Source organism: Mixta calida, from assembly GCF_002953215.1.
Lineage (GTDB): Bacteria > Pseudomonadota > Gammaproteobacteria > Enterobacterales > Enterobacteriaceae > Mixta > Mixta calida.
On record NZ_CP026378.1, the window covers coordinates 138,706 to 150,930 of the forward strand.

13 protein-coding genes and 1 pseudogene are annotated in these 12,225 nt (G+C 59.7%); 13 read left to right on the top strand and 1 reads right to left on the bottom strand.

The genetic code is table 11. The features are described from left to right. The first annotated feature begins 273 nt into the window (after window positions 1-273). The 13 genes and pseudogenes from fliF (at window position 274) to fliR (ending at window position 10,837) form a co-directional block, all read left to right on the top strand. Window positions 274-1,932 (top strand): flagellar basal-body MS-ring/collar protein FliF, encoded by a 1,659-nt coding sequence (gene fliF, locus C2E16_RS00655; RefSeq protein ID WP_084971438.1) that lies wholly within the window; start codon window positions 274-276, stop codon window positions 1,930-1,932. Beyond that, window positions 1,932-2,917, top strand: a pseudogene (gene fliG / locus C2E16_RS00660) (flagellar motor switch protein FliG). The gene fliF and the pseudogene fliG overlap by 1 nt, the downstream one beginning before the upstream one ends. Then, window positions 2,910-3,611 (top strand): flagellar assembly protein FliH, encoded by a 702-nt coding sequence (locus tag C2E16_RS00665; protein ID WP_084971442.1) that lies wholly within the window; start codon window positions 2,910-2,912, stop codon window positions 3,609-3,611. Before fliG ends, C2E16_RS00665 begins: the two are co-directional and overlap by 8 nt. Then, window positions 3,608-4,975: a flagellar protein export ATPase FliI gene (fliI, locus tag C2E16_RS00670; protein WP_104951388.1), complete on the top strand. Its 1,368-nt coding sequence runs from the start codon at window positions 3,608-3,610 to the stop codon at window positions 4,973-4,975. Before C2E16_RS00665 ends, fliI begins: the two co-directional genes overlap by 4 nt. A 14-nt stretch (window positions 4,976-4,989) precedes the next feature. Next, a complete protein-coding gene (gene fliJ, locus C2E16_RS00675) occupies window positions 4,990-5,439 on the top strand; it encodes a flagellar export protein FliJ (RefSeq protein WP_244555370.1) in 450 nt (149 codons plus the stop codon). Continuing rightward, window positions 5,436-6,569 (top strand): flagellar hook-length control protein FliK, encoded by a 1,134-nt coding sequence (locus C2E16_RS00680; RefSeq protein ID WP_104951389.1) that lies wholly within the window; start codon window positions 5,436-5,438, stop codon window positions 6,567-6,569. Before fliJ ends, C2E16_RS00680 begins: the two co-directional genes overlap by 4 nt. Window positions 6,570-6,709: 140 nt before the next feature. Beyond that, complete coding sequence (gene fliL / locus C2E16_RS00685; RefSeq protein ID WP_084971585.1) at window positions 6,710-7,216, top strand: flagellar basal body-associated protein FliL; 507 nt, start codon at window positions 6,710-6,712, stop codon at window positions 7,214-7,216. Between the two features lie 5 nt (window positions 7,217-7,221). Next, a complete protein-coding gene (fliM, locus tag C2E16_RS00690) occupies window positions 7,222-8,235 on the top strand; it encodes a flagellar motor switch protein FliM (protein ID WP_084971583.1) in 1,014 nt (337 codons plus the stop codon). Then, window positions 8,228-8,632, top strand: coding sequence for a flagellar motor switch protein FliN (gene fliN, locus C2E16_RS00695; RefSeq protein ID WP_084971581.1), 405 nt, complete (start codon window positions 8,228-8,230; stop codon window positions 8,630-8,632). Before fliM ends, fliN begins: the two co-directional genes overlap by 8 nt. Before the next feature lie 31 nt (window positions 8,633-8,663). Continuing rightward, window positions 8,664-9,020 (top strand): flagellar biosynthetic protein FliO, encoded by a 357-nt coding sequence (fliO, locus tag C2E16_RS00700; protein WP_244555356.1) that lies wholly within the window; start codon window positions 8,664-8,666, stop codon window positions 9,018-9,020. Then, on the top strand, window positions 9,017-9,769 hold the full coding sequence (gene fliP / locus C2E16_RS00705; RefSeq protein ID WP_084971579.1) for a flagellar type III secretion system pore protein FliP: 753 nt from the start codon (window positions 9,017-9,019) through the stop codon (window positions 9,767-9,769). The genes fliO and fliP overlap by 4 nt, the downstream gene beginning before the upstream one ends. 12 nt (window positions 9,770-9,781) lie before the next feature. Beyond that, a complete protein-coding gene (gene fliQ / locus C2E16_RS00710) occupies window positions 9,782-10,051 on the top strand; it encodes a flagellar biosynthesis protein FliQ (protein WP_084971577.1) in 270 nt (89 codons plus the stop codon). 3 nt (window positions 10,052-10,054) lie between these two features. Next, window positions 10,055-10,837, top strand: coding sequence for a flagellar biosynthetic protein FliR (gene fliR, locus C2E16_RS00715; RefSeq protein ID WP_084971575.1), 783 nt, complete (start codon window positions 10,055-10,057; stop codon window positions 10,835-10,837). Between the two features lie 77 nt (window positions 10,838-10,914). Here fliR and C2E16_RS00720 read toward each other — a convergent pair whose 3' ends face one another. Further along, entirely contained in the window at window positions 10,915-12,177 is a 1,263-nt protein-coding gene (locus tag C2E16_RS00720; RefSeq protein ID WP_084971573.1) for an MFS transporter, read from the bottom strand. Window positions 12,178-12,225 lie beyond the last annotated feature (48 nt).

The window sequence follows — 12,225 nt, forward strand, 5'->3', positions numbered from 1 at the left end:
ATAACCTGATGCGCGTCAATGCAGCATCAGATTTTTTCCTTTTATTAACCTGTAATTAATAGAAAGAATAACATGACGCCATCAGCGTGGAATAATGCAAAAAGCAGACAGAAGCTTCCCCTTATTAATGGTTAATATTTTTCTTAAATGGCGGATAATATTGCAAAGGCGCAGTGCCGGTAAAAGGCATTGCGCCTGTTTTACTGGAGTTGGCGTGCTGATTAACGGCTTATGGTGCAGATTGCATCATCTATTTTCAGGCAGGATGACCGCATGGATGCCAACAATAAGAGTAATAAGATTAACGCTTCTTTCAATTTAATGTCAGCTTTGGAACGCATTCGCGCAAATCCCAGATTTATATTTATGATTCTGGCTGCGGCCGCGATATCCGTGGTGATTGCGTTATTCTTCTGGGCCCGTACGCCAGACTACCGCACCCTTTACAGCAACATCAGCGACGAAGATGGCGGCGCCATTGTGGCGCAGCTGGCGCAGATGAATGTGCCCTATCGCTTTCAGGAGCATGGCGGCGCCATTATGGTGCCTGCCGATCACGTCTATGAGGCTCGCCTGAAGCTGGCCCAGCAGGGTCTGCCCAAAGGAGGGCAGGTCGGCTTTGAACTGCTCGACCAGGAGAAGTTCGGCCTCAGCCAGTTTAATGAACAGATCAACTATCAGCGCGCGCTGGAAGGCGAGCTGGCGCGCACCATTGAAAAGCTGGGGCCGGTAAAGAGCGCGCGCGTGCATCTGGCGATGCCGAAACAGACGCTGTTCGTGCGCGAACAAAAATCCCCTTCTGCTTCCGTCACGCTGAATCTGAACGCGGGCCGCGCGCTGGACGCCGGACAGGTGAGCGCCATCAGCTGGCTGATCTCCAGCGCCGTGCCCGGCCTGAACGCCGATAACGTCACGCTGGTCGATCAGAACGGCAATCTGCTGACCCAGCGCGGCGATCGGGCGATTCAGACCAGCCAGCTGAAATATATCAACGAGGTTGAGGCGGACTATCGCCAGCGCATTCAGGCGATCCTTGCCCCCGTAGTGGGCGCGGCGAACGTCAAAACGCAGGTTACTGCGCAGATCGATTTTACGACCCATGAGCAAACGGCGGAGCAGTATCAGCCGAACGGCACGCCGGAAACCATGGCGGTGCGCAGCCGTCACGCCAGCAGCAGCGAGCAGGGCAATAAGGCGGGGCCGGGCGGCGTGCCGGGCGCGTTAAGCAATCAGCCGCCGACGCCAGCCACCGCGCCGATTACCCAGCCCGCGGCTAACGCCGCGCAGAACGGCACCCAGAATGGCACGGTGACCACCGTTCCCTATAACCGACAGAACGACGAAACCACCAACTACGAGCTGAACCGTACGCTCACCCACACCAAACGCAGCGCGGGCGCCATCGAACGGCTTTCCGTCGCCGTGGTGGTGAACTATCAGACCGATGACGAAGGCAAACCGGTCGCGCTGAGCAAAGAGCGTATGGAGCAGATTCAGGCGCTGGTCAAAGAGGCGATGGGCTACTCCAGCGCGCGCGGCGACACGCTGAACGTGGTCAACTCGCCGTTCAACGACAGCCCGACCGAACCGGAAATCCCGTTCTGGCGTGAACCTGGCTTTATCGATCTGCTGATGTCGGCAGGCCGTTACCTGATGGTGGCGCTGGTGGCGCTGATCCTGTGGCGCAAGATGCTGCAACCTTTCTGGATCAAGCATCAGCAGCTGGCGCTGCAAAAGCTGGAGCTGGAAAAGGAGGCGCGTCAGGCAGAGCTGAATGCGCAGTTACGTAAGGCGGAAATGCATGAGCAGGCGAAAGCGCAGCAGCGTGTGGAAACAGAAGTTAATATCCAGCAGCTGCGCAACACCGCTGAGCAAGATCCGCAGGTTATCGCCCTCGTCATCCGCCGCTGGATGAATAAGGAGCAGTCTTGATGAACGCATGCGAAAAAAGCGCGGTGATTATGCTGACGCTCGGCGAAGAGCGCGCCGCCGAGGTATTTCGTCATCTCAGCACCCATGAAGTGACGCAGATCAGCAGCGCAATGGTCAGCATGAGCGGCTTTACCCATGAGCAGCTGAGCGAGGCGCTGAAAGAGTTTCAGCGCGACGCCAGCGAATTCGCCGCCCTGAACATCAATACCAACGATTATCTGCGCAACGTGCTGGTGCAGGCGCTGGGCGAAGAGCGCGCCTCCAGCCTGCTGGAAGATCTGCTGGATACGCAAGGCAACAACAACGGTATCGAAGCCCTTAACTTTATGGAGCCGCAGGCGGTATTTGAGCTGATTCATGAAGAACATCCGCAGATTATCGCCACCATTCTGGTACACCTGAAACGCGCGCAGGCGGCAGATGTGCTGACCCGCTTCGACGAGCGCGAGCGCAACGACATCATGCTGCGTATCGCCACCTTCGGCGGCGTGCAGCCGGCGGCGTTGCAGGAGCTGACCGAGGTGCTGAACAACCTGCTGCACGGTCAGAATCTGAAACGCAGCAAAATGGGCGGCGTTCGTCCGGCAGCCGAAATCCTTAACCTGATGAAATCGCAGCAGGAAGAGGCCGCCATCGAAGCGGTGCGCGAATTCGACCAGGAGCTGGCGCAAAAAATCATCGACGAAATGTTCCTGTTCGAAAACCTGCTGGATATCGAAGACCGCAGCATCCAGCGCATCCTGCAGGATGTGGATAACGAAACGTTGATTATCGCCCTGAAAGGGCCGAACAGCCGCTGCGCGACAAGTTCTTCCGCAATATGTCGAAGCGTCAGGCGGATATCATGCGCGAAGATCTCAACGTGCGCGGACCGGTGCGCATGTCGCAGGTGGAAGCGGAGCAGAAAAATATTCTGCAAGTGGTGCGCCGCTTAGCCGAAAGTGGCGAGATCAATATCGGAGGCAGCGAGGATGTCTATGTCTGATGCGCAGCCGGCCCTGGCCTGGCAGAGCTGGCAGCCAGAGGATCTCTGCGCGCCGGATAGTCTGCCGGAGATTTTTCCGTTGACCGACGGCGAACCGACGGAGCAGCAGCGTCAGATGGAGCTGCAACGCCTGCGGCAACAGGCGGAGCAGCGCGGTCTGGCGCAGGGCCAGGCGAAGGGGCTGGAGGAGGGCCGCAAGCAGGGCTACGACGAAGGCTTTTTGCAGGGGCAGCAGGCGGGCAGAGAGCAGGGACTGGCGGAAGCGCGCGAGCAGCAGGCGCAGATCCTGGCGCAGTTCTCCACGCTGCTGGAATCCTTCCAGACCTCGGTCGACAATCTGGAGAAGGTGATCCCGTCGCGTCTGGTGCAGATGGCGCTGATAGCGGCACGCGCCGCGATCGGCAAAAGCCTGGCATGCGACAGCAGCTTCCTGCTGGAAAAAATTCAGGCGCTGTTGCAGGCCGAGCCGCTGTTCCAGGCGCCCGCACAGCTTTGGGTCAGCACGGATGAGCTGCCGGCGGTACAGGCGCAGCTGAGCGAGCTGCTGGCGAAGCAGGGCTGGGAGCTGCGCGCCGACGAAACCATGCTGCCGGGCGGCTGCCGCATCACCTCCGCCGAAGGCGAACTGGATGCGACCGTCAACGGCAGCTGGCAGGCGCTGTGTCAGATCTGCCGAGAGGATTACGCGGCATGAGCCAGCGCCTTTCGCAATGGCTACAGGCTATTGAGGATAAAGAGCAGCGCATCGCCGCGCTGCCGACGACGCGCCGTTACGGCAGGCTAACCCGCGCCACCGGACTGGTGATGGAGGCGGTCGGCCTGACGTTGCCTATCGGCACGCTCTGTCGGGTCGAGCGCGACAGCGCCCACGGCGGCGACAGCGTGGAGAGCGAGGTCGTGGGCTTTAACGGCCAGCTGCTTTACCTGATGCCGCTGGAAAACGTCGACGGCATTCTGCCGGGCGCGCGCGTTTACGCGCCCGATACCGGCAGCGCCAAAGGCAAGCTGCTGCCGCTGGGCCACGCCCTGCTGGGCCGCGTGCTGGATGCGCGCGCCCGTCCGCTGGACGGCCTGCCCGCGCCCGATACGCGTCAGCGCGGCGCGCTGTTTTCTGTGCCCTTTAACCCGCTGCTGCGCGATCCGATTAAATCGGTGCTGGACGTCGGCGTGCGCGCCATCAACGGCCTGTTAACGGTGGGCCGCGGTCAGCGCATGGGGCTGTTCGCCGGTTCCGGCGTCGGCAAAAGCGTACTGCTCGGCATGATGGCGCGCTATACCAAAGCGGATGTGATCGTGGTCGGCCTGATCGGCGAGCGTGGCCGTGAAGTTAAAGATTTTATTGAAAATATCCTTGGCAAAGAGGGGCTGAGCCGCGCGGTGGTGATCGCCGCGCCCGCTGACGTATCGCCGATTCTGCGTATGCAGGGCGCCGATTACGCCACGCGCATCGCCGAGGATTTCCGCGATCGGGGGCTGAATGTGCTGCTGATTATGGATTCGCTGACACGCTACGCGATGGCGCAGCGCGAGATCGCGCTGGCGATTGGCGAGCCGCCAGCGACCAAAGGCTATCCGCCTTCGGTATTCGCGCGGCTGCCGGCGCTGGTGGAGCGTGCCGGCAACGGCGTGCAGGGCGGCGGCTCGATTACCGCCTTTTATACCGTGCTGACCGAGGGCGACGACCAGCAGGACCCGATCGCCGACTCGGCGCGCGCCATCCTCGATGGTCATGTGGTGCTGTCGCGTCGTCTGGCGGAGGCGGGTCACTATCCGGCTATCGATATTGAAGCCTCGATCAGCCGTGCGATGACCGAGCTGATCGCGCCTTCCCACTACAAAAAAGTACAGCGTTTTAAACAGTTGCTTTCCGCCTGGCAGCGCAACCGCGACCTGATCAGCGTCGGCGCCTATGCGGCCGGCAGCGATCCGCTGCTGGATAAGGCGATTACGCTTTATCCGCAGATGGAAGGGTTCCTGCAACAGGGGATTTACGACTGTAGCGATTATGAAACGTCCTTTGCCGCGCTTTCGGCGCTGTTTCCCGACCTCCCTGAATAATAAAGGCGAATAGCATGGCGAAACGTACCCCGATGCATGTTCTGCGCAATCTGGCGGAACAGAATCTGAATGACACCACGCAGAAGTTGGGCAAGGTGCGGCAGGCGCACGCCAGCGCCGCCGCGCAGCTTGAGCAGCTGACCCGCTATGAACAGGAATATGGTCGCCAGCTGCAAACCACCCTGTCCGCCAACGGCATGCCGGTGGTGACGCTGCTGAGCCATCAGTTTTTTATCTCTTCGCTCAACCGCGTCGTGTGGCAGCAGGAGAACCATGTAGAGACCTGCCAGCAGTCGGTCGACCACACGCTGGAAGGCTGGAAAAAAGATAAACAGCGGCTGAACGCATTTGAAACGTTAATCAGCCGGGCCGATGCGGTTCTGCAACTTAAGGAGAGCCGCCAGGAGCAGAAAATGATGGATGAATTCGCGCAACGCGCCAGCTTAAGGAATGCCGGTCTATGATGGTTAACGCAGTCGCCGCCCTTACCGGGGCGGCTTACGATCCCGCCCACACCGTGCCGACGGCGGAAGGGGAAAGCGGCGACTTCGCCGCCGCGCTGGAAAATCAACAGGCTTTGCTGCCGCTGCTGGTCGGCGGCGCGCAGCTGGAAGGCGACGCACCGGTTGACGCGGCGCTGGCCGACGCGAAGGCGCCTGATGAAGAAAAGCCGGAAGACGCGCTGGCCGCGCTGTGGCTGACGCCGCAGCCCGCCGTTGCGCCTGCGGCGCTGAATGACGCTGTGCTTGCCGCCGCGTCGCCGCTATCCGCCTCTGCCGCGCCTGACGAGGCCGTCGCGCCGAACGGAACTGCCGGGACGCGCGCCGTTGCCGATATGCTGCGCATGATCGCCGGTCCGCAGGCGAGCCTCGGCGCTTCCACGCCAGCGTCCGCCGCCCCGCAGGCGCAGACGGCGTCCGCGCAGAATGAATCGTTGTTTATCTTTACCCCGCCGACGGCGCAGAACAGCAAAGCGGACGAACGTGAACCGGCCGTCGCGCTGGAGTTCGCTACGGCGGATAGCCGCCAGCAGGCGCAGACGATCTCAACCAGCCTCACATCGGCGCCAGCGCCGGTGGTCGCGCACGCGCCGGCGTCAACGCCTGCGACCGTCGCCGCGCCGCCAGTCAGCACGCCGCTGCCGACGCCGACGGCACATGCCGCGCTGGAGCCGGAAGTAGGGTCGCCCGCCTGGAAACAGGCGCTCAGCCATCAGCTCACCAGTTTCACCCGCAACGGCGTGCATCATGCCGAGCTGCGCCTGCATCCAGAGGAGTTAGGGCCGCTACAGATCAGCCTGCGCCTGCATCAGGATCAGGCCCAGCTGCACTTCGTGACCGATCATCATCAGGTACGCGCCGCGCTGGAAGCTGCGATGCCGCATCTGCGCAGCTCGCTGGCCGAAGCGGGCATCCAGCTCGATCAGGGCAGCGTAGGCAGCGAAGCGCCGTCATGGGGCGCGACGGCGGATTCCGGCTCCGGCCATGCTTCGCATTCGCAGCAGGAGGGCGAATCCGCGCAGCATGCTGAGCCGGAGGAAGACCCTGCGCCGCGCATGATCGTCGGACGGCCCGGCATCAGTATTTTTGCCTGATAAAGGTAAGCGTTAATTTGCCGACAGCAATTTCTCCTTTTTGGCGAATTGTCCGAAGGCCCGCGTGTAATAGAATTCGCTATTCAATTAATCCTTATTAATTGAGCGTCAGGTAGTTCATAACAGGAATTGTTAATTCAATGTCAGACCAAAAAAAGAAGGCGCCAGGGAAAGGTAAACTCCGGTCGTTATTTATTCTTATCATTTTACTGATTGCCATTGCCGCCTGCGCTATCGCCGCTTATTCATTGTATGAAATGAAGCATATGCAGGCGAATATGCACGCGGACGGCGCCGCGCCTGTCGCCGCTCACCCCGTTGCGTCGGTCATACCGGTTTACGTGCCGCTGGACACCTTTACCGTTAGCCTGAAGCCTGACGAAGAAGAACACGATCGGGTGCTTTATATCGGATTAACGCTGCGCGTCGGCAACGATAATGATAAGGCGCTGATTGAGCAATATTTGCCGGAGGTGCGCAGCCGCCTGTTGATGTTATTTTCCGAATTTAGCGCGGCAGAATTATCCCATCATGAAGGCAAAGAGAAACTCATCAAAGAGATTAAACAGGCTTTAGGCAAACCGCTGGACGCCAGACAGGGCATCGTTGTCACGGACGTTTTATTTAACGCCTTTATTTTACGGTAATTTTCATGTCTGACAGCATTTTATCGCAGGCTGAAATCGACCGCCTGTTGAACGGTGGCAATAATAGCGAAATCGAGCATGCGGCGGACCAGCGTCTCAGCGAGGACGCGATTAAGCCCTATGATCCGAATACGCAGCGTCGCGTGGTGCGCGAGCGTCTGCATTCGCTTGAGATCATCAACGAACGTTTCGCCCGCCAGTTCCGCATGGGGCTGTTTAATCTGCTGCGGCGCAGCCCGGACATTACCGCCGGCAATATCAAAATTCAGCCTTACCATGAGTTTGCGCGCAATTTGCCGGTGCCGACCAACCTCAATCTGGTGCATATGAACCCGCTGCGCGGCACGGCGCTGTTCGTCTTTTCCCCCAGCCTGGTGTTTATGGCGGTGGATAACCTGTTCGGCGGCGACGGTCGCTTTCCCACCAAGGTGGAAGGGCGGGAGTTCACGCCGACCGAGCAGCGGATTATCAAGCGCATGCTGTCGATGGCCCTGGAGGCGTACGACTATGCCTGGAGCTCTATTTTCAAACTCGAAACCGAGTATGTGCGTGCCGAAATTCAGGTGAAGTTCACCAACATCACCTCTTCGCCCAACGATATCGTGGTGACCACGCCGTTCTACGTCGAGATCGGCTCGCAAAGCGGCGAGTTCGATATCTGCATCCCCTTCAGCATTATCGAACCGCTGCGTGAGCTGTTGACCAATCCGCCGCTGGAGAACTCGCGCCAGGAGGATGATCACTGGCGCACGGTGCTGGCGTCGCAGGTGAAAGATACCGAGCTGGAACTGGTGGCGAACTTCACTGAAGTGCAGACGCGGCTGTCGAAAATCCTCGCGTTGCAGGCTGGCGACGTGATCCCGCTGGATAAGCCCGACTACGTGGAAGCCTGCGTGGATGGCTTCCCGGTTCTGGCGGGCAAATATGGCTGTGTAAACGGCCAGTACGCTCTCAAGGTCGAGCAACTACTTAACCCTACGTTACCGTCATTAGATAAGGAGCAATGTCCCCATGAGTGACGCCAAACAACCGTCTGGTGCTGACGAACCATCTGTGGACAGCCTTTGGGGTGAAGCGTTGGCCGAGCAAATGACGGCGGAAAGCCAGCCCGCCGCGCCGGTAATGCCGAAAGAGGCGCCGGTGGCCGCGTTCAGCGAGGACCTCAAGCTGATCCTCGATATCCCGGTAAAGATGACCGTCGAACTGGGACGCACCAAAATGACCATTAAGGAGCTGCTGCGGCTGAGCCAGGGTTCAGTGGTGACGCTGGACGGCCTTGCCGGTGAGCCGCTCGATATCCTGATCAACGGCTACTTAATCGCGCAGGGCGAAGTGGTGGTGGTCTCCGATAAATTCGGCGTCCGCATCACCGACATCATTACGCCTTCTGAACGCATGCAGCGCTTAAGCCGCTGATGCCGCGTCGGAACGCGAACGGGAACAGACAGTGACAGATACTTCAACGCCAGTCTCGCTGGCGACGCAGATCGGCGGCGCGATGGCGCTGGTTATTTTGCTGATCTTCGCCTGCGCCTGGCTGGCGCGGCGCTGCGGCGTGGCGGGGCGCGTGCGTGCGGATGGCACGCAGATCGCGGTCAAAGCGAGCTATTCGCTGGGACAGCGTGAACGGCTGGTGGTGGTCGATGTGGACGGCGAGCGGCTGCTGCTCGGCGTGACGCCGGGCGCGATTACGCGTCTTGGACGCCTGGCGAAACCGACGACGCCGACAGAGAGCGCCGCGCCCGATTTCTCCCTGACCCTGAAGCGCCTGCTGAAGCGCGGCAAAACGGAGCCTGAACAATGAGCGCGCGTTTTAGCCAGCGTTGCCGGTTCGCCGCGCTGTTGTTGCCGCTGCTGCTGCTGTCGGGCCACGCCTGGGCCGCCAACGGCGATATTCTGCTGACGCGCGGCGGGGGCGGCGAGAGCTGGTCGCTGCCGATCCAGACGCTGGTGCTGCTCACCTCGCTGACCTTTTTACCGGCGATCCTGCTGATGATGACCGGCTTCACCCGCATCATTATCGTGTTGGGGCTGCTGCGCAACGCGCTCGGCACGCCGTCGACGCCGCCTAATCAGGTGCTGCTGGGGCTGGCGCTGTTCGTGACCTTCTTTGTGATGTCGCCGGTGTTTAACCGCGTCTATGAGGACGCCTGGCTGCCGCTGTCGCAGGATAAGATCTCGCTGGAGGCGGCGGTGCCGCTGGCGGCCAAGCCGATGCGCGAATTTATGCTGAGCCACACGCACGAAGCCGATCTGGCGCTCTATACGCGCATGGCGAAGCTGGATAACTACGCCTCGCCGGATGAGGTGCCGCTGCGCATTCTGCTGCCCGCGTTTGTCACCAGCGAGCTGAAAACCGGCTTTCAGATCGGCTTTGCGGTCTTTATTCCCTTTTTAATCATCGACCTGGTGGTCGCCAGCGTGCTGATGGCGCTGGGGATGATGATGGTGCCGCCCGCGACCATTTCGCTGCCGTTCAAGCTGATGCTGTTTGTGCTGGTGGACGGCTGGCAGCTCATCATGGGATCGCTGGCGCAAACCTTTATCAATTAGGCAGGATGAATCATGACGCCAGAAAGCGTAATGGCTATGGGGTTTCAGGCGATCCGCGTGGGGCTGATGATTGCGGCGCCGCTGCTGCTGGCGGCGCTGGCGACCGGTCTGGTCGTCAGCATTTTGCAGGCGTCGACCCAGATAAATGAAATGACGCTGAGCTTTATCCCGAAAATCCTGGTGATCGTCGCGGTCGCCGTCGCGCTGGGACCGTCGATGCTGGCGATCATGCTCGATTATATGCGCGCGCTCTACGGTAATCTGCCGCAGATGATTGGCTAAACCATGACCTGGTCGCTGGACGCGCTGCCGCTGCTGGTGAGCCATTACTTCTGGCCGCTGATGCGCGTGCTGGCGCTGATCGGCACGGCGCCGGTGTTTAACGATAAGGCGATCGGCAACCGGGTGAAGGTCGGGCTGGCGGCGGCTATCACGCTGCTGATCGGGCAAAACCTGCCGGAAAACACGGTGCCGATGATCTCTGTGATGGGGCTGTGGGTGGGCTGCCAGCAGATGCTGATCGGTGCGGCGATGGGGCTGACCATCCAGCTTATCTTCGTTACCGTGCGCTACGCCGGCGAAATTATCGGCCTGCAAATGGGCCTCTCTTTCGCGACCTTTTACGATCCCTCCGGCGGCGAGAATATGCCGGTGGTCTCCCGCATCCTTAACCTGTTGGGCATTCTGCTGTTTTTGCTGTTTAACGGTCATCTACTGATGCTGAATGCGCTGGCGGAAAGTTTTCAGCTGCTGCCGATAAGCGCCGCGCCGCTCAGCCGCGACGCCTTTATCGCGCTGCCGCAAACGGCGGGTCTGGTGTTTCAGTGCGGCGTCGGGCTGGGCCTGCCGGTGATTACGCTGCTGCTGGCCATCAACCTGACGCTCGGCCTGCTGAATCGCCTGACGCCGCAGCTGTCGATTTTCGTGGTGGGTTTTCCGCTGACGCTGGTCGTCGGCATGCTGGCGCTGCTGCTGTTGATGAACCACCTCGCACCCTACTTTTATCATCTGATAGCGCTGTTTTTCGAGCGGCTTTCGCAGATCCTGCTGCTGTTTCGCACCGGCTAAGCCACAAAAAGCGAGGCCCGCGCCATGCACAGCGCGAGCCTCTTTGCTTGCTGGCCTGTCGCCCTGTAAAAAGGGCGTCAGGCTGGCTTCACGTTATTTTTGCCGCGCGTGCGCAGCAGGCTGAGCGGGCCGTCGCCGCTGAGCGTAAAGGCGGAAAGCAGCGTAAAGGAGAGCGCCACCAGCCCCAGCACCAGGTAAGCGCCATGGAAGCCCATGCTGTCATACATATAGCCAGCAAATAGCGACATAAAGATCATCGACAGCTGTTTAAAGAAGCAGAAGCAGACCAGGTAGATGGTGGCGGAGAAGCGCACCTCGAACTGGCTGGTGATGTATTTAAAGCAGCCGACGATCAGGAATGGCACCTCAAACATATGCAGCGTTTTCAACACCACCACCTCCAGCGCGGAGCTGGCGAAAGAGGAGCCGATAATGCGCACTGACATAATCGCGCCCGCCAGCAGCAGCGCGTTCTTGCCGCCGATGCGGTTCACAATCAGCGGCGCAAAGAACATGATCGAGGCGTTCAACAGCTCGCCCATGGTGGTGACGTAGCCGAAGACGCGCGTGCCCTGTTCGCCGGTAGTGAAGAATGAGGTAAAGAAGTTGGCGAACTGCTGGTCGAATACGTCATAGGTACAGGAGACGCCCACCACATAAAGCGACAGGAACCAGAGCTTGCGGTCTTTAAACAGCTCCAGCGCCAGGCGCAGGCTGAAAGGCGAAGAGTTGGCGCCCAGCGTGTCCGCCACCTGCGCGGAGGGCCGTGCCTGCGGTTTGGCGATAAACAGCAGAATCGCCAGGATCACCGCGCAACCGGAGCCGAGCCAGAAGACGAACTGGTTATTGATGGTGAACATGATGCCGACAATCGAGGCGCAAAGCGCCCAGCCGACGCAGCCGAACATGCGCGCGCGGCCAAATTCAAACCGGCTGCGGCGGCTGACCTTCTCGATATAGGCCTCAATCGCCGGCGCACCGCCGTTATAGATAAAGCCGAGATAGATGCCGCCGACAATCGCGCCGAGCAGAATATTGGCCTGCAACAATGGGCCAAGCACGTAGATAAAGAAGGGCGCGAACATCACCAGCATGCCGGTGATAATCCACAGCAGATGTTTTCTCAGGCCGAGCTTATCGGAAAGCAGACCGAAAATCGGCTGAAACAGCAGAGAAAACAGCGAGATGCTGGCGAAAACGAGGCCGGTGTCGCTCTTGCTCAAATGGTTGATATCGTGCAGCCAGATGGGAAAGAACGGGAAATAGGCGCCCATGATGAAAAAGTAAAAGAAGAAGAACAGCCCGAACATCCAGAAGTTGGTGTTTTTCATGTAATACATAGCATTATCCTTAAAGTTATCGCGGGGCGGACTGGGCAGACCCGCCCC